At 64.5% G+C, this 20,359-nt stretch carries 17 protein-coding genes and 1 tRNA gene; 4 read left to right on the top strand and 14 right to left on the bottom strand.

Annotation, left to right across the window (positions count from 1 at the left end; all coding sequences use genetic code 11):
- The first annotated feature begins 132 nt into the window (after window positions 1–132).
- Both HZZ13_RS11865 and HZZ13_RS11870 read left to right on the top strand, forming a co-directional pair.
- Complete coding sequence (locus HZZ13_RS11865) at window positions 133–537, top strand: nuclear transport factor 2 family protein (RefSeq protein WP_197959784.1); 405 nt, start codon at window positions 133–135, stop codon at window positions 535–537.
- Between the two features lie 289 nt (window positions 538–826).
- Complete coding sequence (locus HZZ13_RS11870) at window positions 827–1,783, top strand: hypothetical protein (protein WP_197959785.1); 957 nt, start codon at window positions 827–829, stop codon at window positions 1,781–1,783.
- Window positions 1,784–1,981: 198 nt separating this feature from the next.
- Here the strand turns inward: HZZ13_RS11870 and HZZ13_RS11875 are convergent.
- Together HZZ13_RS11875 and HZZ13_RS11880 are read right to left on the bottom strand one after the other, a co-directional pair.
- A tRNA-His gene (locus HZZ13_RS11875) sits at window positions 1,982–2,058 on the bottom strand.
- A 420-nt stretch (window positions 2,059–2,478) separates the two neighbouring features.
- Window positions 2,479–2,913 (bottom strand): phasin, encoded by a 435-nt coding sequence (locus HZZ13_RS11880; RefSeq protein ID WP_197959786.1) that lies wholly within the window; start codon window positions 2,911–2,913, stop codon window positions 2,479–2,481.
- Between the two features lie 680 nt (window positions 2,914–3,593).
- On the opposite strand from HZZ13_RS11880, the gene HZZ13_RS11885 reads away from it, so the two are divergent.
- Window positions 3,594–6,890, top strand: a complete 3,297-nt coding sequence (locus HZZ13_RS11885) for a PAS domain-containing sensor histidine kinase (protein WP_197959787.1) — start codon at window positions 3,594–3,596, stop codon at window positions 6,888–6,890.
- Between the two features lie 86 nt (window positions 6,891–6,976).
- On the opposite strand, the gene HZZ13_RS11890 is transcribed toward HZZ13_RS11885, so the two are convergent.
- From HZZ13_RS11890 to HZZ13_RS11940, 11 genes are all read right to left on the bottom strand, one after another.
- Window positions 6,977–8,149 (bottom strand): thiolase family protein, encoded by a 1,173-nt coding sequence (locus HZZ13_RS11890; protein WP_197959788.1) that lies wholly within the window; start codon window positions 8,147–8,149, stop codon window positions 6,977–6,979.
- Window positions 8,150–8,462: 313 nt separating this feature from the next.
- Window positions 8,463–10,052 carry a phosphoglycerate dehydrogenase gene (serA, locus tag HZZ13_RS11895; RefSeq protein ID WP_197959789.1) on the bottom strand — a complete coding sequence of 530 codons (1,590 nt, stop codon included), beginning with the start codon at window positions 10,050–10,052 and terminating at the stop codon, window positions 8,463–8,465.
- Window positions 10,053–10,206: 154 nt separating this feature from the next.
- Window positions 10,207–11,379, bottom strand: coding sequence for a phosphoserine transaminase (locus tag HZZ13_RS11900; RefSeq protein ID WP_197959790.1), 1,173 nt, complete (start codon window positions 11,377–11,379; stop codon window positions 10,207–10,209).
- 79 nt (window positions 11,380–11,458) lie between these two features.
- On the bottom strand, window positions 11,459–11,665 hold the full coding sequence (locus HZZ13_RS11905; protein ID WP_197959791.1) for a hypothetical protein: 207 nt from the start codon (window positions 11,663–11,665) through the stop codon (window positions 11,459–11,461).
- Between the two features lie 157 nt (window positions 11,666–11,822).
- Window positions 11,823–12,287, bottom strand: a complete 465-nt coding sequence (locus HZZ13_RS11910; RefSeq protein ID WP_197959792.1) for a GNAT family N-acetyltransferase — start codon at window positions 12,285–12,287, stop codon at window positions 11,823–11,825.
- 18 nt (window positions 12,288–12,305) lie between these two features.
- A complete protein-coding gene (locus HZZ13_RS11915) occupies window positions 12,306–12,896 on the bottom strand; it encodes a glutathione S-transferase family protein (protein ID WP_197959793.1) in 591 nt (196 codons plus the stop codon).
- 70 nt (window positions 12,897–12,966) lie between these two features.
- Window positions 12,967–13,854, bottom strand: coding sequence for an outer membrane beta-barrel protein (locus tag HZZ13_RS11920; RefSeq protein ID WP_197959794.1), 888 nt, complete (start codon window positions 13,852–13,854; stop codon window positions 12,967–12,969).
- Between the two features lie 167 nt (window positions 13,855–14,021).
- Complete coding sequence (locus HZZ13_RS11925; protein WP_197959795.1) at window positions 14,022–14,855, bottom strand: outer membrane protein; 834 nt, start codon at window positions 14,853–14,855, stop codon at window positions 14,022–14,024.
- Window positions 14,856–15,094: 239 nt separating this feature from the next.
- Window positions 15,095–16,345 carry an MFS transporter gene (locus HZZ13_RS11930; protein WP_197959796.1) on the bottom strand — a complete coding sequence of 417 codons (1,251 nt, stop codon included), beginning with the start codon at window positions 16,343–16,345 and terminating at the stop codon, window positions 15,095–15,097.
- 276 nt (window positions 16,346–16,621) lie between these two features.
- The gene (gene glmM, locus HZZ13_RS11935; RefSeq protein WP_197959797.1) at window positions 16,622–17,965 is read right to left on the bottom strand and encodes a phosphoglucosamine mutase; all 1,344 of its coding nucleotides are present in this window, start codon (window positions 17,963–17,965) and stop codon (window positions 16,622–16,624) included.
- A 223-nt stretch (window positions 17,966–18,188) separates the two neighbouring features.
- Window positions 18,189–18,356 carry a hypothetical protein gene (locus tag HZZ13_RS11940; RefSeq protein WP_197959798.1) on the bottom strand — a complete coding sequence of 56 codons (168 nt, stop codon included), beginning with the start codon at window positions 18,354–18,356 and terminating at the stop codon, window positions 18,189–18,191.
- Window positions 18,357–18,472: 116 nt separating this feature from the next.
- Here HZZ13_RS11940 and HZZ13_RS11945 point away from each other — a divergent pair, with 116 nt between their 5' ends.
- Window positions 18,473–19,609, top strand: a complete 1,137-nt coding sequence (locus tag HZZ13_RS11945) for an alpha-hydroxy acid oxidase (RefSeq protein ID WP_197959799.1) — start codon at window positions 18,473–18,475, stop codon at window positions 19,607–19,609.
- 108 nt (window positions 19,610–19,717) lie between these two features.
- Here the strand turns inward: HZZ13_RS11945 and HZZ13_RS11950 are convergent, their stop codons facing one another.
- Window positions 19,718–20,344: a hypothetical protein gene (locus HZZ13_RS11950; RefSeq protein ID WP_197959800.1), complete on the bottom strand. Its 627-nt coding sequence runs from the start codon at window positions 20,342–20,344 to the stop codon at window positions 19,718–19,720.
- Between the last annotated feature and the right edge of the window lie 15 nt (window positions 20,345–20,359).

Consider the following 20,359-nt stretch of genomic DNA (forward strand, 5'->3'; position numbering starts at 1 on the left):
TCGCGACGCGCGCCCCCTTGCGTGGTGGCGGCGGCGACGCTGCCGTGAGGTAGCGCAGCACAGTACCAATCATTTTGCCTTTGCACGCAAAGGTCGCTAGGCTGCCCTGATACGTGTTGCAGGGAGGGGTACATGGCACAGCGCGAAGAGATGCTTGCATTGATCAGGACCGCCTACGCCGCGCGCGGCAAGGGCGACATCGAGGGCTTGGTGACGGCTTTTCATCCCGAGGGCCACTTCACCCTGATGGGCGACAAGAGCGCGCTCGAACTGACGGGGCGCATGGAGGGGCACCCGACCCTGCGCGCGGCTTTCACTCAGTTCACTGACACCTTCGGCTTTGAAAGCCGCGAGATCCTGGCTGAGCTGGTCGACGGGGATCGCGTCGCAGTCCATTCCCGGGTTCTCGTTCGATACAATCCGAGCGGAAAGACTTTCAGCACCGAGATCCTGGACCTGTTCAGATTCCAGGATGGCAAGATCGTCGAGTTGATCGAGTTTGCGGATACGGCGCAGATCAAGGCGGTGATTGCGTGAGAGGGGTGAAGTTGGGGTGAAAGCGCCCTTGCGAAACCCATCTAACTTGTTTCGCAATAACGTCACATCACGGCAGCCAACCACAGTCGCGACATCGTTCCCAGCGGATGCTTCTTCACCGTCAATCTGGCGGAGCGGAAGCTGCCGTTGCTGACGCACCATGTCGCGCTTGAGAGCGGTGCCCTAGAAGAGATGGGTTTCGCAAGCTCAACCCCTCCTACGAGTTGGGCCTGCTTTTCGCGGCGGTGACATTGCCGGCGGTGGTGTGGGTGGTGGTGGGAGGGATGAGGTGGCAGCTTTGATCGGGCTCGACTTCAAACCTGCCCCACCCCACCGAGCTGATGGCTGCATTACTTTCCTTGAGACTTTTCAGCGGCGGGAGAATGAGATGACGCTGGTAGCCGTTTGGTATAGGCCAGAACACGATGATGTCTACGCCATAGCCGACAGTAGGCTAACGGGTGTATCAGGCCCCCTAACAGATCAAGCCCCAAAGTTCACGACCGCGCGCATTCAATGCTTCGTGCAAAACTCAAAGAATCAGTTCGAAACTAAGGTGTTGGATCGCGAGATCGCTATCGGATACGCAGGAAGTTCATCCGTTGCGTTTGCTACTATCGCCACCTTCCAGGCTTACGTTTCAACTCTCGTATTGAAGCAGGGTAGCACGCCTACACTGTCTCAAATTGGGGACTTAGCTAAGCGCATTTTGGATAAAAACTTCCGAGAGTTTGGCAAGCTCTGGGCCAATGACGCTCGATGCGACCTGCTAGTCTTTGGGTTCTTGCCGGCCGACAATGAATTGAAGTGCTTTCACCTAAGTTCAAACGTCATCGCTAATTCGATAGTAACGCATTGCGACGAGCTCCCTGTAGTGACGGAAAGAACATGCCATGCGTTTGGCAGCTGCGCGGCATACTATACGGAGAGGTTGAAAGCCGACATGGCAGCGACGGGCAATTTTCACCCTTTCAACATGCTCAACGCGATCATCAAAGAAGGTGTGAGAACCGACATTGGCGGCTTCATACAAGTAGCCCTGGCCTCAAAGAACGGCGTCAAACTACCTCACGTGTTGTCCCCACGCTTCGATCTTGGAGATGACAAGGCAGATGTAACGTTTCTCGGCCGCGACGCCTTAGAGATCGGAAAGGTCGGGGACTGCGAAGTTGGCAAGGACGCAGTGGGGCCGGACTTGCTTGCCATCGCAAAAATGCGAGACGTAGCAAGGAGGACACCCTCTTGAATGCAAACGTAAAGGTGGCAATGCTATCGTCGCGGTTCAAATCGCTCTTTCAGGGCTCCCAAAAGGGTTGCCAATATTTGTTCAGGGACCTTTCCGCGCCAGCTTGCAGAACGGCGAGCGGCGGGACGGTCAGCTCCCGCGAGTTGAGATCTGCCAAGAGTCAGGAAGTCGTTGAAGGGTGTGGGCAATTGCCACCGCTGGTACAGTTGGGTGGGCTCGAACCACCGACCTCCTGTTCCACAGACAGGCGCTCTAACCAACTGAGCTACAACTGCATCCTTGCGAGCCGCGCCTTGGGCTGCCTGAAAAGGCCTGACGCCTGAGGGGGGCTGGACGGGGCGGAAACTAGGTGCAACGGCCCGGTTTGGCAAGGCCGCAATGGGGTGAAAAACTAGCGGAAATCACCTTCGGTGCGAGGAATTCGGGCGCGGTGGCGGGCATCGAGGTGTTGCGCTCCCCTGTGCCGCTTGCGCCGGCCGCATATGACACGCTCGCGGTTACGGCGCTTCGCCTCCACATCGTCATGGCCGGGCTCGTCCCGGCCATCCACGGCTTCGCCCCGCGGCACCAAGAACGTGGATGCCCGGGACAAGCCCGGGCATGACGACCTTCCTGGTTTCCCGCATGAAAAGCGGGCGAAGAAAAAACCCGGGCCTTTCGGGCCCGGGTTTCGCAACTCACACCAATCCGACCCGTCAGGCGGCGGGCGGATAGTACTTGGAGGCGCTGGCCTTGATCGGCTCGGCGGTCTCGGCGGCGACGCGCTGGGTGAGCTCGACCAGCTCCTTGGCCTGGGCCTGGAAGGTTTCGAGCTGCTTGCGGGCGTGGCCGGTCCACAGCTCCATTGCTTCCGACGGCGACTTGGCGCCGAACAGCTGCTGGGCGAAGTCGAGCTGGGCGTTGCTGTTGGCCTTCATGAACTCGACCAGCTTGGCGGTGTACTCGCTGGCGCCCTTGGAGGCGCAGGTGAACACGGCCTCGACGGTGCCGTTGTGGGTTTCGGCAGCGTCCTTGAACTTGGCGTAGTTCTCGCGGGCCTGCGCCGCGCCCTTCTCGGCGAACGCACGCATCTGCTCGGGAACCTCGAACGGGATGATCGAGGCAGAAAACGGATCAGTCGCACCTGTCATGTTGGTCCCTCACGCTAATTGAAAATGGAGTGAGCCTTCTGGCGCGCCCGCCGGCCCCCACCATGGGCCCTCGCATTGAGCGGGAACGAAGACTGGAAACGCGAAACAAATCGAGATGGCTCGCCCAGCGCCAGAACTATGGCTGCCTATCATGTCAACATTGTGCATCGCACGCGACAGACCGGTGCGATGCGCAAATTTAATCTAGGTAAGGGTGAGGTTCCGGAGGCAGGGAACCAGGAGTTGAGGGACAGAAGCGGCTCGCAGTCGAGCGGCTTTCTTAACCCTCCCCTGGAGGGGGAGGGTCGATCGCGCGAAGCGCGAGCGGGGTGGGGTGATCTCTCCACTCGGGCACCGCCTGCTTGGAGAGACTGTCACCCCACCTCGGTTCGCTCTCCGCTTCGCTGCGTGCGAACCGATCCTCCCCCTCCAGGGGAGGTAGGCAGCGGTGATGCCGCGCGAGGCTCCGTATTCACACCCGCGCCTGAAGACGCGAATCCCTTGGATGCACCATTGCTGCGGCTTGCGGGGGTGGCGAGATTAAGGTTATCGCGGCTTGGGGGCGCTTTTCGGGCTTTGGGCCGTGGACCTGGTCGCGCCTTCCGGGCGATACTAACCCTTTCTTAAGGCTGTCATTCCCGGCAGCCGCCACACCTGATGCGTGAGTGACGGCCGGCCTGATGACGCGTTCGGATTTCCAGTTGCGAGGGGTGGGCGATCCGCGGCTGGCCGTGCATGCGACCTCTGCCCTGCCGGCCTGGCTGTGGTCGACCGACGGCGCGCGCCTGCTGTGGGCCAATCCGGTCGGGGCAAAGCTGTTCGGCGCGGCCAATAGCGCGGGCCTTGCGGACAAGGTGTTCGGCCCCGCGGACAGCCATCGCCGCCAGATCGTGCGGCTCGCCCGGCAGCTGCCGGCGAACGGCGCGGTGCGGCTGCAGCGGCTGCGCGGCTTCGGCGCCCGGTTAGGGGCGCTGATGACCTGCGCCTGCGCGCGGCTCGACTTTGCCGATGGCGGCCATGCCGTGCTCGTCATCGCGATGGACCCGACGCTGCGCACGATGCCGCTGATCGAGCGGCTGCATCGGCTGGTCGCCGGCGCCAAGGTGCCGATGGCGGCGTTCGCGCCGGACGGGCAGTTCGTCGGTGCGAGCGAGGCCGCCCGCGCCCTGCTCGGCTTCCGCGATCTGTTCGAGGCCGGCCTCGACCGCGCCCGCAGCGATGCGCTGCGCGAGGGCCGCGCCGCAACGCCGATCGGCATCGGCCAGATGGTGCTGCAACGGGTCGGCCAAGGCGCCGATACCGGCCTGGTCGCGCTGATCGAGCCGGCCGCCACCACAGCGGCGCGCGATGCCGCGCCGGAGGTTTCGCCGGTCGCAGAGCCGCAGCACGCGCAGGCTGATCCGCCGAACGAGACGCCGTCCGCGATCGCGCTGTTCGAGCCGGTTGAGGCACCTGTCGAGACGAGCGCGCCGATCATCCCCGAGGGGGTCAAAACTCCGGTTGAAAACCAGCCGCAGGCCATTGTGTCGCCGCAGCCCGAGCCGATCAATGCAGACATGGTCGAGCCGACTTCAGGCCAGAACTCTTGGGGCCAGCACTCTTCGGACCAGCAAGAGCCGCCCGCACCGCGTCAGCATCCGCTGCGCTTCCTCTGGCAGATGGATGAAGAGGGCCGCTTTGTGCTCGGCTCCGATGACTTCATCCGCCTGATGGGCACGCGCACAGCCGCCGGCTTCGGCCGCCCCTGGCGCGAGATCGCCGCGGCGTTTTCGCTCGATCCCGACGGGCACGTGGCCAAGGCGCTCGAAAGCCAGGATACCTGGGCCGGCATCACATTGAACTGGCCGGCCGACGGCGGCGAGTACATTCCGGTCGAGCTCGCCGGCCTGCCGGTCTACGACCGCAACCGTCAGTTCGCCGGCTTCCGCGGCTTCGGCGTCTGCCGCGATCTCGACGCGCTCAACCGGCTCGAGGCGCTCAGGCGCTTCGAGCTGCTCGTCGACGCGCCGGCGCAGGATCGCTCCACTGAGGCCGTCGCGCCCGATGCGGAGGCCGAGCCCGAGGCCGAGCCTGAAGCGGCTGCGGAAACGGAAGCCGAGCCCGAAGCGGCGGCGGCGCCGTCGATCGCGCCACCCGAGCCCGAGCCGACACCCGAGCCTGACCTGCCAGAGCCCACAAGCGAAGTGACTTCACACCCAACCGAACTGGACACGCCCGTGGAAACGCCTCCCAATGTCGTGCCGTTCCGCCCGCCCGGCGATGCGCGGCCGCCGACGCTGACGCCGGTCGAGAACAGCGCGTTCAACGAGCTCGCGCGGCAATTGTCCGAGCGGCTCGAACGCGAGCGCGAGACCATCGCCAGTGACGCGGCCGAGCCGGCGGCGGAGATCACCGCCGAAGCACCAAGGCCGGAGCCGCCGCAGGCCGCAGCCGAATGGCTGACCGACCCCGCACCGCCGCCGCGCGGGATGAGCACGCGCGACCGCACGCTGCTCGACCTGTTGCCGACGGGCATCCTGATCTACCGGCTCGACCGCCTGCTCTACGCCAATCCCGCCTTCCTCGCGCGCATGGGTTATGACAGCCTGAACGCGCTGGAGCATGCCGGCGGGCTGGACGCGCTCTATGTCGAGCCGGGCGTGTCGGCAGCCAGCAGCACCTCGCAAGGCGGCACGCCTGTGGCGATCAGCGCGACGGCTGCGAACGGCGAAACGCCGCTGGCGACGACGGACGCGCATCTGCACACGATCGCATGGGACGGCGACAGCGCGCATGCGCTGATCTGCGCGCTGCCGCAGGCGGCACCGATCGCCGCGGCGCCTGTTTTCGAAGAGCCCTTCCCGGATCCCGACCCCGAGCCCGTGGCCGGCGAAGCCGAGGCCGAGGATCTCGCCGCCATCCTCGACACCACGGCCGAGGGCATCGTGATGTTCGATGCCGAAGGCAACATCCACGCCTGCAACCGCAGCGCGGAGGCGCTGTTCGGCTATGACGGCGAGGCGCTGCTGCAGCAGAACCTGCTGACGCTGTTCGCGCCGGAGAGCCAGCAGATCGTCGCCGATTATCTGGAAAGCCTGAAGAGCCAGGACATCGCGAGCCTGCTCGATCACGGCCGCGAGGTGCTGGGCCGCGAGAAGAAGGGCGGCGTCATTCCGCTCGCGATGATCATGGGCCGCACGCGCCCCGAAGGCCCGAACTTCTTCGCCGTGTTCCGCGATCTCTCGCACGCCAAGAAGGGCGAGAGCGAATTGACCCAGGCCCGCCGCCTCGTCGACGGTGCGGCCAACGCCAAGGCCGACATGCTGGCGCGGATCAGCCACGAGATCCGCACGCCGCTCAACGCCATCATCGGCTTTGCCGAGGTGATGATCTCCGAGCGCTTCGGCGCGCTCGGCAACGAGCGCTACGGCGAATACTTGAAGGATATCCGCGCGTCCGGCGAGCGCGTCATCGCCATCATCGACGACCTGCTCGAGCTGTCGCGGATCGAGACCGGCAAGCTCGATTTGAATTTTGCGAACTTGAACCTCAACGACCTGGTCGAAGCCTGCGTGACGGTGATGCAGCCGCAGGCCAACCGCGAGCGCATCATCATCCGCACCTCGCTCGCCCATGCGCTGCCGCAGGTGAGCGTCGATGCGCGCGCGATGCGGCAGATCACCATGAACCTGATCTCGAACTCGATCCGGCTCGCCAGCGCCGGCGGCCAGGTCATCGTCTCGACCGCGCTGACCGATCGCGGCGAGATCGCACTGCGCATCCGCGACACCGGCCACGGCCTTTCCGAACGCGAAGTCGCCGCCGCGATGGAGCCGTTCCGCACCCCGCCGCCGGGGGACGCCGCCGACAGCTCGGCGCTGAGCCTGTCGCTGACCAAAGCCCTGGTCGAAGCCAACCGCGCGCGGTTCAACATCAAGAGCGCCGGCCACGGCACGCTGATCGAAGTGGTGCTCGCGCCAGCGCTGGCGGGGGCGTGAGGCCTTAACCTCTCCCCGCTCTTGCGGGGAGAGGTCGGATCGCCCCCGGCGATGCGAAGCATCGTCCGGCGCTGTTCAGCTGGGCCTCAGTGATAGATCTCGAACAGGCCGGCGCCGCCCTGGCCGCCGCCGATGCACATGGTCACGACGCCCCACTTAGCCTTGCGGCGGGCGCCTTCCTGCAGCAAATGGCCGGTGAGACGAGCGCCGGTCATGCCGAAGGGATGGCCGATCGCGATCGAGCCGCCGTTGACGTTGTACTTGGCGGGATCGATGCCGAGCTTGTCGCGGCAATACAGGCACTGGCTGGCGAAGGCCTCGTTGAGCTCCCACAGATCGATGTCGTCGATCTTGAGGCCGGTGCGCTTGAGCAGCTTCGGGATCGCGAACACCGGGCCGATGCCCATCTCGTCCGGCTCGCAGCCGGCGGTGGCCCAGGCGACGAAGCGGCCGAGCGGCTTGAGGCCGCGCTTCTCGGCGTCCTTGGCTTCCATCAGCACCACGGCGGCGGCGCCGTCCGAGAGCTGGCTGGCATTGCCGGCGGTGACGAACTTGCCAGGGCCCTTCACCGGCTCGAGCTTTGCCAAACCTTCCATCGTGGTGTCGGGGCGATTGCATTCGTCGCGGTCGACGGTGTAGTCGACGATCGACTCGGCCTTGGTCTGCTTGTCGACCACCTTCATCTTGGTCTTCATCGGGACGATCTCGTCCTTGAACTTGTTCGCCTGCTGGGCCGCGGCCATGCGGCGCTGCGATTCCAGCGAGAACTCGTCCTGATATTCACGGCTCAGCTTGTAGCGCTCGGCGACGATGTCGGCGGTGTCGATCATCGCCATGAAGATGTCGGGAGCGACCTTGAGCAGCTCCGGATCGATCGATTCCTTCGGCGTGCCGCCGCCCGGGATTGAGATGCTCTCGACGCCGCCGGCGACGATGCAATCGGCGCCGTCGGAGCGGATCGAGTTCGCGGCCATCGCGATGGTCTGCAGACCCGACGAGCAGAAGCGGTTCACCGACACGCCGGCTGTGGTCTTCGGCAGGCCGGCGAGCAGCGCGGCCTGGCGGCCGATGTTCGGCGCGCCATGGGCGCAATTACCGAGATAGCAGTCCTCGACATAGTCCTTCTCGACGCCGGCGCGGTCCACCGCGTGGTGAATGGCGTGGGCCGCGAGCGACATCGGCGGCGTGATGTTGAACCCGCCGCGGCCGGATTTCGCCAGGCCCGTGCGCGCATAGGAAACGATGACGGCTTCACGCATTGTTTTCTCCCTTGTCGAATGATTTGGAACGGAGCGTCCTGACGCCATTGGTACACAAAGATTGCCGGGCGCGGGGAAATAAAACGCCGCCTCCCGGTGAAGGAAGCGGCGTTGTTCCGCGGGTCGGAATATGATGGCCGTCATCCCGGGGCGATGCGCACCGCTCCATCCACTCGTCATGCCCGGGCTTGACCCGCCTGCGCGGCCGAAGCCGCTTCGGCGCGGCGAAGGCCCGGGCATCCACGTCGATCCGCGCACATGGTAGGCGTGGATGGCCGGGTCAAGCCCGGCCATGACGAAGGTGAGAGTTGGATCAGAACGTCAGCGCCTTGGCCTGCTTGACCTGCGGCAGGGCCTGCACCTTGGCGAGCACGTCGGCCGGCACCACACCGTCGACCTCGACGAGGGCGATGGCATCGCTGCCCGGAGCGACGCGGCCGAGATGGAAGGTCGCGATGTTGATCTTGGCGTCGCCCAAAAGGCTCGCGAACTTGCCGATGAAGCCCGGCTTGTCCTCGTTGGTGACGTAGATCATCGACTTGCCGAACTCGGCATCGACGCGGATGCCCTTGACGTCAACGAGGCGCGGCTTGCCGTCGTGATAGACGGTACCGGAGACCGAGCGCTCCTGGCGTTCGGTCGCGACGGTGACGGTGATCAGGCTCTCATAGTCGCTCTGGGCGGCCCGCACGATCTCGTCCACCACCATGCCGCGCTCCTTGGCGACGACCGGCGCGGACACCACGTTGACCTCGCCGAGCATCGGCCGCAGCAGGCCCGACAGCACCGCGGAGGTGATCGCCTTGATCTTCATCTCGGCGACATGGCCCTCATAGGTGATCTCGACCTTGCGGATGCCGCTCTCGGTGAGCTGGCCGGCGAACGAGCCGAGCTTCTCGGCGAGCGCGATGAACGGCTTCAGCTTCGGCGCTTCTTCCGCGGTGATCGAGGGGAAGTTGACCGCATTCGAGATCGCGCCGGTGAGCAGGTAATCCGACATCTGCTCGGCGACCTGGAGCGCGACGTTCTCCTGCGCTTCGGTGGTGGAGGCGCCGAGATGCGGCGTGCAGATCACGTTGGGGTGGCCAAACAGCACGTTGGAGGTCGCCGGCTCCTCGACGAAGACGTCGAAGGCGGCACCCGCGATGTGCTTGGAATTGAGCGCATCGACCACCGCCTGCTCGTCGACGAGGCCGCCGCGGGCGCAGTTGATCAGGCGCACGCCCTTCTTCATCTTGGCGATCGCGGCCGCGTCAATGATGTTCCTGGTCTTGTCGGTGAGCGGCGTATGCAGCGTGATGAAGTCGGCGCGCTTGAAGAGATCGTCGAGCTCGACCTTCTCGACGCTGATGTCCTTGGCGCGTTCCGGCGACAGGAACGGGTCGAACGCGATCACCTTCATGCGCAGGCCGAGCGCGCGGTCGGCGACGATCGAGCCGATATTGCCGCAGCCGATGACGCCCAGCACCTTGCCGGTGATCTCGACGCCCATGAAGCGGTTCTTCTCCCATTTGCCGGCCTGCGTCGAGGCGTCGGCCTGCGGGATCTCGCGGGCGAGCGCCAGCATCAGGGTGATGGCGTGCTCGGCGGTCGTGATCGAATTGCCGAACGGCGTGTTCATCACGATGATGCCCTTGGCGGTGGCTGCCGGGATCTCGACATTGTCGACGCCGATGCCGGCGCGGCCGATCACCTTCAGCCTGGTCGCCTTCTCGAGGATCTTGGCGGTCGCCTTGGTCGCGGAGCGGATCGCCAGGCCGTCGTAATTGCCGATGATCTCGGCGAGCTTGTCCTTGTCCTTGCCGAGATTGGGCTGGAAGTCGACCTCCACGCCGCGATCCCTGAAGATCTGCACGGCTGCGGGCGAGAGCGCGTCGGAAATGAGAACTTTCGGTTTGGTCATTTGTGTGATCCGTGGTGCGAACTGCATTTACGGAAGGTCACCCGCGGGCAAAAGCGCGAAGCGCGTCTTCGCGCTAGAGACCCGCGGGTCCATCGTTCTTGATGGATGGATGGCCGGGTCGAGCCCGGCCATGACGAGATTGAGTCGGAGCGCGTTACGCTGCCTTGGCCAGCGTGGCCTTGGCCTCGGCGAAGGCCCAGTCGATCCACTGCGTCAGCAGCTCGACGTCCTTGGCTTCCACCGTGGCGCCGCACCAGATGCGCAGGCCGGCCGGCGCATCGCGGTAATAGGCGAAGTCGTAGCCCGCGCCTTCCTTCTCGACGAGGGCCACCAGCTTCTTGCTGAACTCCGCTTGCGCGTCCTCGGACAGCGAGGTGATCGCGGGATCGGTGAACTTCAGGCACACCGAGGTGTTGGAGCGGATCGAAGCGTCCTTGGCGAGGAAGTCGATCCAGGGTGTCTTCGCCTTCCAGTCGGCCAGCACCTTGGTGTTGGCGTCGGCGCGCGCGATCAGCGCCTTGAGGCCGCCGATCGACTTGGCCCAGTTCAGCGCATCGAGATAATCCTCGACGCAGAGCATCGACGGCGTGTTGATGGTCTCGCCAACGAAGATGCCTTCGTTGAGCTTGCCGCCCTTGGTCATGCGGAAGATCTTCGGCAACGGCCAGGCCGGCTTGTAGGTCTCGAGCCGCTCCACCGCCCGGGGCGACAGGATCAGCATGCCATGCGCGGCCTCGCCGCCGAGCGCCTTCTGCCAGGAGAAGGTGACGACGTCGAGCTTGGGCCAATCGAGCGCCTGCGCGAACGCGGCGGAGGTGGCGTCGCAGATGGTCAGGCCTTCGCGGGCAGAGCTGATCCAGTTGGCATCAGGCACGCGTACGCCCGACGTGGTGCCGTTCCAGGTGAAGACGACGTCGGTCTTGGGATCGACCTTCGACAGATCCGGGATCTCACCGTAAGCCGCATTGAGCTTGGTGACGTCCTTGAGCTTCAATTCCTTGACGATATCGCTGACCCACCCCTCGCCGAAGGATTCCCACGCGAGCGTGGTGACGGGCCGTGCACCGAGCAGCGACCACAGCGCCATCTCGACCGCGCCGGTATCGGAGGCCGGCACGATGCCGATGCGGTAGTCGGCGGGGACCTCGAGCACTTCGCGCGTCAGGTCGATCGCGAGCTTGAGCTTGGTCTTGCCGATCTTCGCGCGATGCGAGCGGCCGAGAGCTGCGTCCTTGAGATTTTGGGCGTTCCAGCCGGGGCGTTTGGCGCAGGGGCCGGAGGAGAAATGCGGCACGGTCGGCCGCGAAGCGGGCTTCGCTACAGTCATGATCTACCCTTCCAGATAGTAAGCCTCCCGTTGGGGGGAGGTGTCCCGCCGCGGCTGATACGGGAATCGGGAAGGTCCGTCAAGGAAGTTCCGGGGCCTCACGTGCCAGTGATGGCGCGTCCGGTGCAATACCAGGGGCCTCGACGACGGCGAGCGCATTCAGCAAGTCCGTGGCATCGCTGATCAATTGCGCCGCCTTGCGGCGGCTGCCGACCTTCAAAATGCATTTGTCGTTGGCCTGCACGACGTAGCCGTTGCCGACCTTGATCATCGAATAGCTTGTCATCGAAATGTCCCAACCGAGCGAGCCCGGTGTCAGATACCCCCGTAGCACCCTTCGTTCCCTCATCAAGGTGAACGACGGAGCGGTAGTTTACCGGCTCTTAACGCGACGAATGAAAAGCCCGATTTCGCCGGCTGCGTAACGCCCGCGTTGCGCTGCTTCAAAAGCGGACGGTCATGCCGACGTGACTCGCCGCAAAACCGAGCCGCTTGTAGAAGCGCTGCGCATCGACGCGGGTCTGATGCGTCAGCAGCTCGACCAGATTGCAGCCGCGCGCCTTTGCTTCCGTCACGGCCCATTGCACCAATTTCTCGCCGATGCCGCGGCTGCGACAATCGGCGGCAACGCGAACGTCTTCGAGCAGGCCGCGCGATCCGCCTTGCGAGCTCAGGCCCGGAAGGATCGCGAGCTGCAGGCAGCCGACCACCCTGCCCGCGCTCTCGGCAACGACCAGCATGAGATTCGGATCGCGCTCGACCCGCGCGAATGCGTCGTAGTAGGAGGCCGGCAACGGATCCTCCACGCGCTCGCGCGCGCGGCCGATATGATCGTCGGCGAGCATCGCCACGATCGCGGCGACGTCCTCGCGGCGCGCGGGACGGATGGAGACGGCTTCGGCATTCATGTCAGATGACTCCGCACCTCAGCGCGCCGGCGGAAGGCCGAGAAACGCTTCGACTTCGCCGATCCAGCGGCGGATGGAGGCATAACGGCCGAGGTCGAAGCCGCCTTCATGCGCGAGGCGCGTATAGGCGAGCAGCGACACGTCGGCGAGCGACACCTCATCGCCGGCGACGACGCGGCTGGCGCAGAGATGCTGCTCCATGCGGTCGAGCGCCGCATAGCCGCGCTTGACCTTCTCAGGATCGAGCTCGGAGGCGTCCTTGCCGAGATAGACGAGGAGAACGCGGCACACGGCGATATAGGGCTCGTGGCTGTACTGCTCCCAGAACAGCCATTCGTCCATCTTGGCCGCCGTGAAGGCGTCGCGCGGGATGAGCGCGCTGTCGCGGGCGAGATAGCGGATGATGGCGTTGGACTGCGCCAGCGTGCGGCCGTCGTCGAATGCGATTGTGGGCACCTGGCCGGCGCCGTTCATCTTCAGGAATTGCGGCGTGCGCGTCTCGCCCTTGCTTGTGTCGATCTCGATCCACTCGTAGGGCAATGCGAGCTTGTCGCAGACCCACTTCACCTTGAGACAATTGCCCGAATTGCCGTCGCCGTAGATCTTCATCGCTGCCGCCCCGCTGTCGGAACGAGAGAGCATCAGGACGAAGCGAAGCTGTCAACAGGAAGCGGACCGCTCAGAACTTGTAGCCGAGGCCGACATGCGCGTTGTTCAGCGTCACCTGCGTGTTCATGACGGGAGAGAATCTCACATATTCATATTCGATGCGGGCGAACAAGCCGTCCCAAACGCAGTATTCGAGTCCGAGACCCGCGGTCCAACCCACTGCGTAAGTGTTGGTCCTTTGCTGACCTTGGGTGCCCGACTGCGCAGGAACGGGGGTCCACGCGCCAAGTGTCGTCGTCGTGTTGCCGAAGAGATCCGTCGTCGTCGTGTCCTGCCGCAGCGACACGCTGCTGGTTACGGTGCGTGAGACGTCCATTCGCCCGACGGCAGCGCCCATGAAGGCATAGGGCATGACGTTGCCGCCATCCCAACCCACGCGGCCGCGGAGCGTCACCATATCCTTGACTTGCGCCGCTGCGGCACCCGTCAGCGTCACGGCATAGTTGTTGGTGATGCCGGGGGCCCGCACCTCACCAGGTGGATTGACGATGACGAGCGAGTTGGTTCCCGACGTCGAAGTCGCCATGTTGTTGAAGTGGCTGTAGGTGCCCTCAAGACTGAGAACGGCATCGTACCATTGCCAGTTGCGGCCGACGAAGCCGCCGAAATTAGTGCTTTGAGTGTTGGCCTTCTTCAGCAGCGACCACGTCGAGGTCGGCCCCTGGAGTACACTGTCGCGGAAGATGTAGTTGGTGAGGCCGACCACGCTCTGGCTGAAATCCGTCGCGTCTGCGGTGTAGCCGGCATGACCGCCGACATAGAAGCCGTCCCAATTGACGGAAGTCTTCGACAGACCGTCTGTGAAGCCGCCGCGCAGCACGGGCAGGTCCGGCATGTCGGCCGCTTGCGCGGCAGACACCGTCCCCAACATCGCCGCCGCCAACACCAGCCTACGCATCACCACGCTCCATCGGACTCGAACTGTTGCGATGATCATCGCCTGTTAACCTTAACCAATGGTTGCGTCAGGGGCTCTCGCCGCTGCTCGCCATGAAAAATACGCAAAGCAAAACGGCGCAGGATGATCCCGCGCCGTTAAGAAGTCTTAAGCGATCAGCTGGCCGATCAGCCCTTGGTGACCAGCGGCGGCGGCGGCACGTAGGCCGGCGGGCTGTTGAGATCCCAGCGCACGCCGAGCTTGACGTCGTGCGAGGTGAGCTCCTTGATCTTGATCGAGGTCGGGCCCGAGGCGCTGTTGTCGAACAAGCGGAAGTTGCCTGGCGCCGCGTCGCCGAGGTTCATGTAGCTGTAGGCCAGTTCGACGGTGAACCCGGGATTGACCTTGTAGGCGAGACCGGCGTGAGCGGCCCAGGCGAAATTCCACTTTCCGTTATCGGCGAAGTAGGCGACGCTGTTGCTGAGCAGCGGGTTGAAGGACACGCCGTCGTCACGGAAGCCGCTGATCTTGTTGTAAGAGCCGCCGACGCCCGCGCCGATGAACGGCGTGATGCACCACCAGGTGCCGAGGTCGACATAGGCGTTCGCCATCACGACCCACTCGGACTTGCTGCCGCTGTAGTTGTTGACGCCGACGAAGCCGGGCCCGACGACATTGTCGCTGCCGTGCAGATTGGCTTTGCCCCGGTACTGGCCGATCACGTCGGCGCGGAACCAGTTGTTGAAGCGATAGCCGACGCCGAGATCGAACAGCGGCGAGGAGTCGAAGCCGAGGCCCTCGGTCGTCTTGGTGAACCCAGCCGGCAGGGTGCTCTCGATGCGCTTGGCGCTCTGGTTGGTCATGCCGATATCACCGCGCAGATACCAGCCGCCGAAATCGGCGGGCGGAGCCGGCGGCGCGTACATGGGAGGGGGGGCGGCGATCGGCATATCGGCGGCGAACGCCATCGACGAGATCAGGGTTGCCGCACCCGCGGCAAGGAGAGACTTAACGCTACGCATTGGCTTCGTCCTTATGGCCGGTGAGGCTAAATACGAGCGCCTCACGTTCTGGAAACTCACGGGGAGGACGATGGCAGCAAATGCTTAAGCGCCACTTAACCCTAATTTTTAAGGTTGATTTTTTGTCACCCCACACGCGGGCGCCGTGCGGAGCGTTGCAAGAATGCCGCGCAAAATGCGACATGCTGGCCGCATTCCCTAACGATGTCTGAAGCCGCAACGCGGCAAGAGAGGATGCGTTAACGCACCTGCCGCGGCAGCTTGGGCAGGAACACCGCGAGCAGCCCGATCGCCGGCAGATAAGCGCAGACCTGGTAGACGAACTCGATCGAGGTGTGGTCGGCGAGCTTGCCGAGCACGGCCGCGCCCAGGCCCCCGATGCCGAAGGCGACGCCGAAGAACACGCCGGAGATCATGCCGAAGCGGTGTGGCACCAGCTCCTGCGCGAACACGATGATCGACGACGTCGTCGAGGAGATGATCAGGCCGATGGCGACGCTGAGCACGGCGCTGGCCACGAGCCCGGCATAGGGCAGCGCCAGCGTGAACGGCAGCGCGCCGAGGATCGAAATCCAGATCACGATCTTGCGGCCGAAGCGGTCCCCCAGGGGACCGCCGAGAAACGCACCCACGGCGTTCGCCGCGAGAAAGACGAAGAGATAGATCTGGGCGGCCTGCGTCGACACGCCGAAACGGTCGATCAGGTAGAAGATGTAATAGCTCGACAGACTCGAGACGTAGAGCTGCTTGGAGAACAACAGCGCGACGAGCACGACAAGCGCGACCGCGACGCGGCGCGAGCTCGGCGCGCCGGGTTGGGTGTGGACGGGCGCCGCTCTCTTCGTCGTGATCTGCGGCGCGTACCAGCGCCCGATGCGCCAGAGAATCAGGATGGCGAGAAACGCGATCGAGGAGAACCAAGCGATGCTGCTCTGCCCGAACGGCACCACGATCAACGCGGCCAGCACCGGCCCCATCGAGGTGCCGAAACTGCCGCCGAGCTGGAACACCGATTGCGCAAAGCCGTAGCGCCCGCCGGAGGCGAGCCGCGCAATGCGCGCCGATTCCGGATGAAACACTGCCGAGCCGAGGCCGACCAGCGCGGCGGCGACGAGGATGACGAGATATTGGTGCGCGACGCTGAGCAGCAGCAGGCCGAAGAAGGTCGAGGCCATGCCGACCGCCAGCGAATAGGGCTGTGCCTTCTTGTCGGTGTAGTGCCCGACCACCGGCTGCAGCAGCGAGGCCGTGAACTGGAAAGCCAGCGTGATCATGCCGATCTGCGCGAAATCGAGCGCGTAGGCGTCCTTCAGGATCGGATACACCGAGGCGATCAGCGACTGCATGGTGTCGTTGAGGAAGTGCGAGACGCTGATGCCGGCGAGCACGATATAAGCGGGCCCCGCCGCCTTGGCGGCTGCCGGCGCCACGTCGGCAACGACGACGGGCTCGGTCAGCGTTTCCTCTGAGACGACGACAGGCTTGTTCAAAGCGGCAATCCCGGCGCGGCAGATTGCCGCGAGGTGCTGATTACGACGCAAGCGGCGGCGGGACCATCGTCAATCGCAAATGGCTGGGATGCGCGGGTGCTCTCGTAGCTTACCCTCCCCTGGAGGGGGAGGGTCGGCTCACATTGAGCGGAGCGAAATGTGAGACGGGGTGGGGTGATCTCTCCTCACGGGCACTGTTCGTGTGGAGAGATCACCCCACCCCGCTCGCGCTGCGCGCGATCGACCCTCCCCCTCCAGGGGAGGGTAAGAAAGTGCTTATGCCGCGGCCTGGCCCAGGGCCAAAACAATGGTGTCGACGATGTCCTCGACCAAAATGCGGTCCTCGCCTTCGCCCATGACGCGAATCACGGGCTCGGTGCCGGAGGAGCGGATCAAGAGGCGGCCGTGGCCGTTGAGGCGCTTCTCGCCGTCGGAGATCGCCGACTTGACGTCGGAATCATCGAGCGGCCTGCCGCCCTTGTGGCGGACGTTCTTGAGGATCTGCGGCAGCGGATCGAAGCGGTGGCAGACCTCGGACACGGGACGGCGCAGCTTCTGCACCACGGCGAGCACCTGCAACGCCGCCACGAAACCGTCGCCGGTGGTGGCGTAGTCGGACAGAATGATGTGGCCGGACTGCTCGCCGCCGAGATTGTAGCCGCCGTTCAGCATCTGCTCGAGCACGTAGCGATCGCCGACCGGCGTGCGCACGAGGTCGAGCCCCTGCCCGTTGAGGAAGCGCTCGAGGCCAAGGTTGGACATCACGGTCGCGACGATGCCCGGCCGCGACAGCCGGCCATCCTCCTTCCAGCTCTGCGCGATCACCGCCAGCAGCTGGTCGCCGTCGACGAGATGGCCGCGCTCGTCGACCAGGATGACGCGATCAGCGTCGCCGTCGAGCGCGATGCCGATGTCGGCACGCATCTCGCGCACTTTCTTCGACAGGGCTTCCGGCGAGGTGGATCCGCATTCCTTGTTGATGTTGAAGCCGTCGGGCTCGACGCCGATCGGCACCACGTCGGCACCCAATTCCCACAGCGCTTCCGGCACCACCTTGTAGGCGGCGCCGTTGGCGCAATCGATCACGACGCGCAGTCCCTCAAGCGACAGATCGCGCGGCAGGGTGCGCTTGGCGAATTCGATGTAGCGGTCATGCACGCCGTCGATGCGGCGGGCGCGGCCCAGACTGGCGCTCTGCGCGAGGCGCTTGTCGAGGGATTCGTCGAGCAGCTGCTCGATCTGCCGCTCGACGTCGTCGGAGAGCTTGAAGCCCTGCGGCCCGAACAGCTTGATGCCGTTGTCCTCGAACAGATTGTGCGAGGCCGAAATCATCACGCCGAGATCGGCGCGCATCGACTTGGTCAGCATTGCGACCGCCGGCGTCGGCATCGGGCCGACCAGCAGCACGTCCATGCCGACCGAGGTGAACCCTGCCACCATGGCGTATTCGATCATGTAACCGGACAGGCGGGTGTCCTTGCCGATCACGACCCGGTGGCGGTGGTCGCCGCGCTGGAACGCAAGGCCCGCGGCCTGGCCGACCTTGAGCGCGAGCTCCGGCGTGATCAGTCCGTTGGCGCGGCCCCTAATCCCGTCCGTCCCGAAATATTTGCGGCTCATATTGTCCCCCAAGGCAACAACCAGGGGATCCCCTTCGACAACCACGGGCTGCCCGGAAGGGCCCCGCATCCCTGATTTGCTGGGCTTCTTATAATGCCATCGCGGCTAACTTGGCTTCAAAAAATATGATGAATCATTACGGAACCGGTGCCGCGCCGGACCGATAAGATCTTGTTAACACAATAATTCCCGTGGGAACACCGCGCCCAAATGGAACCCGGCCCTAGCCGGTGCGCTTCACATGGCCGTCCGCGCGGCTGGGCGCCGGCTGCGTGACGTTGACGGGGTCGGAGCCGGGGAAGGTCTCCTCCAGTCCCTCTTCGAGCGCCTCCTCGAGATCGTGCTTCTCCTTGATCTCTTCCGGCGAAGGTCCTGCGTGCGGCTTCGTCATGGCACTCTCCTTCCAAAACGTTCTGCAAACGATTTGGCTGTGCATCCAACCATGCTAGATGACCCCGAAATCTTCCGATGCAAGACTGTTGGTACATGACGGGCCGGGGAAACGACATGAAGCATATTACCTGTATCGACGATCTTCGTACGCTGCATCAGCGGCGCGTGCCGAAGGCGTTCTTCGACTATTGCGACCGCGGCTCCTATGCCGAGGAGACGCTGCGCGCCAACCGCGAGGACATGCAGGCGATCAAGTTCCGCCAGCGCATCCTGGTCGACGTCTCCAAGCGCGACACCTCGACCACAATCCTCGGCGAGCCGTCGACCATGCCGCTGATCCTCGCGCCGGTCGGCCTGCTCGGCATGCAGCACGGCGACGGCGAGATCCACGCCTGCCGCGCCGCGCAGGCCGCCGGCATCCCGTTCACGCAATCGACGATGTCGATCTGCTCGATCGAGGACATCGCCGCCAGTGTCGAGAAGCCGTTCTGGTTCCAGCTCTACGTCATGAAGGACCGCGGCTTCATCAAGGAATTGATGCAGCGCGCGATCGCCGCCAAGTGCAGCGCGCTGGTGCTCACGGTCGACCTGCAGGTGATCGGCCAGCGTCACGCCGACATCAAGAACGGCATGACGGTACCGCCCGAATGGTCGCTGTCGAAACTGCTCGACTTCGCCAGCAAGCCGGCCTGGGTCTCCGGCGTGCTGCAAGGCAAGCGCCGCACCTTCGGCAACATCGCCGGCCACGTGAAGAACACCGAGGATCTCAACCGCCTTGCCGAATGGACCGCCTCGCAGTTCGACACCTCCTTGAACTGGAAGGACGTCGAGTGGGTCCGCAGCATCTGGCCGGGCAAGCTCATCATCAAGGGCATCCTCGACGTCGAGGACGCCGAGGAAGCCGCCAAGACCGGTGCGCAGGCGCTCGTCGTCTCCAACCATGGCGGCCGCCAGCTCGACGGCGCGCCGTCCTCGATCGAGGTCCTGCCGGAGATTGCGGACGCGGTCGGCGAGAAGATGGAGATCATGTTCGACGGCGGCATCCGCTCCGGCCAGGACGTGATGCGCGCGCTCGCGCTCGGCGCAAAGTCCTGCATGATCGGCCGCGCCTATGCCTACGGCTTAGGTGCCGGCGGCCAGGCCGGCGTCGCCAAGGCGATCGACATCATCCAGAAGGAGCTGCTCACCACGATGGGGCTGTGCGGCGTCAACCGGATCGACGAGATCGATGATCACGTGATTGCGGTGTGACACTCGTCATTCCGGGATGGTCCGAAGGACCAGACCCGGAATCTCGAGATTCTCAGGTGCGCAATTGCGCACCATAGTTCGCTTGCGCGCCCCGGAATGACTTCCGCCTCACATCGGTGGCGTCAGGCCGTCGCGGCCGACGCTGACGCGGCTGGTCTCGAACGAGCCGTCCGGCAATTGCTTCATGAAGGCGATGACCTTGGCGCCGGGCTTCAGCTCGGATTTGTCGCCGGGCACGAAAGTCACGACCGGCGTGTCGTCGGCGACGAACACCTTCTTCTCGCCGTCCTTGTACTTGACCAGCAGCGTGTGACCGTCATTGCCGACGACGCTCTCGGCCACGGTCGCATTGGTCATGCTGGAGTTGGGCTTGAGGTCCCAGGGTCGCGAGCCTTCGCCGGTGCCGCGCATGCTTTCCGGAAACACGTGCACCTCGACGGCGTTCTGGCTGCCGTCCGGTCCCGGCACGGTGGTCGCGCCGATGAACGAGCCCGGCTTGATGTCGGCGAGCGAAATCTTGGTAACGCCCGACACGTTCACGTCGGAGGCGAGGCGAAGCTTGACCTCCTCACCGCTGCGCGACTTGACCTGCATGGTGTCGCCATCGACGCTTTCGATGGTGCCGCGCACGCGCGTCGGCACCGGCGCTCTCTGGGCGAAGGCGCAATAGGTCGAGACCGCCACCATCGCGACGGCGATCAGTGGGCGTGTGAAGGTTGCACGTTGAACAGTCATGATGGTCTCCGATTG

This window comes from Bradyrhizobium agreste (assembly GCF_016031625.1).
Lineage (GTDB): Bacteria > Pseudomonadota > Alphaproteobacteria > Rhizobiales > Xanthobacteraceae > Bradyrhizobium > Bradyrhizobium agreste.

Excerpts from the sequence above, each read along its gene's own strand:
- HZZ13_RS11865 (WP_197959784.1), top strand. The coding sequence starts at position 133 with ATGGCACAGCGCGAAGAGATGCTTGCATTGATCAGGACCGCCTACGCC.
- HZZ13_RS11880 (WP_197959786.1), bottom strand. The coding sequence starts at position 2,913 with ATGACAGGTGCGACTGATCCGTTTTCTGCCTCGATCATCCCGTTCGAG.
- HZZ13_RS11885 (WP_197959787.1), top strand. The coding sequence starts at position 3,594 with ATGACGCGTTCGGATTTCCAGTTGCGAGGGGTGGGCGATCCGCGGCTG.
- HZZ13_RS11890 (WP_197959788.1), bottom strand. The coding sequence starts at position 8,149 with ATGCGTGAAGCCGTCATCGTTTCCTATGCGCGCACGGGCCTGGCGAAA.
- serA (WP_197959789.1), bottom strand. The coding sequence starts at position 10,052 with ATGACCAAACCGAAAGTTCTCATTTCCGACGCGCTCTCGCCCGCAGCC.
- HZZ13_RS11900 (WP_197959790.1), bottom strand. The coding sequence starts at position 11,379 with ATGACTGTAGCGAAGCCCGCTTCGCGGCCGACCGTGCCGCATTTCTCC.
- HZZ13_RS11905 (WP_197959791.1), bottom strand. The coding sequence starts at position 11,665 with ATGACAAGCTATTCGATGATCAAGGTCGGCAACGGCTACGTCGTGCAG.
- HZZ13_RS11910 (WP_197959792.1), bottom strand. The coding sequence starts at position 12,287 with ATGAATGCCGAAGCCGTCTCCATCCGTCCCGCGCGCCGCGAGGACGTC.
- HZZ13_RS11915 (WP_197959793.1), bottom strand. The coding sequence starts at position 12,896 with ATGAAGATCTACGGCGACGGCAATTCGGGCAATTGTCTCAAGGTGAAG.
- HZZ13_RS11920 (WP_197959794.1), bottom strand. The coding sequence starts at position 13,854 with ATGCGTAGGCTGGTGTTGGCGGCGGCGATGTTGGGGACGGTGTCTGCC.
- HZZ13_RS11925 (WP_197959795.1), bottom strand. The coding sequence starts at position 14,855 with ATGCGTAGCGTTAAGTCTCTCCTTGCCGCGGGTGCGGCAACCCTGATC.
- glmM (WP_197959797.1), bottom strand. The coding sequence starts at position 17,965 with ATGAGCCGCAAATATTTCGGGACGGACGGGATTAGGGGCCGCGCCAAC.
- HZZ13_RS11940 (WP_197959798.1), bottom strand. The coding sequence starts at position 18,356 with ATGACGAAGCCGCACGCAGGACCTTCGCCGGAAGAGATCAAGGAGAAG.
- HZZ13_RS11945 (WP_197959799.1), top strand. The coding sequence starts at position 18,473 with ATGAAGCATATTACCTGTATCGACGATCTTCGTACGCTGCATCAGCGG.
- HZZ13_RS11950 (WP_197959800.1), bottom strand. The coding sequence starts at position 20,344 with ATGACTGTTCAACGTGCAACCTTCACACGCCCACTGATCGCCGTCGCG.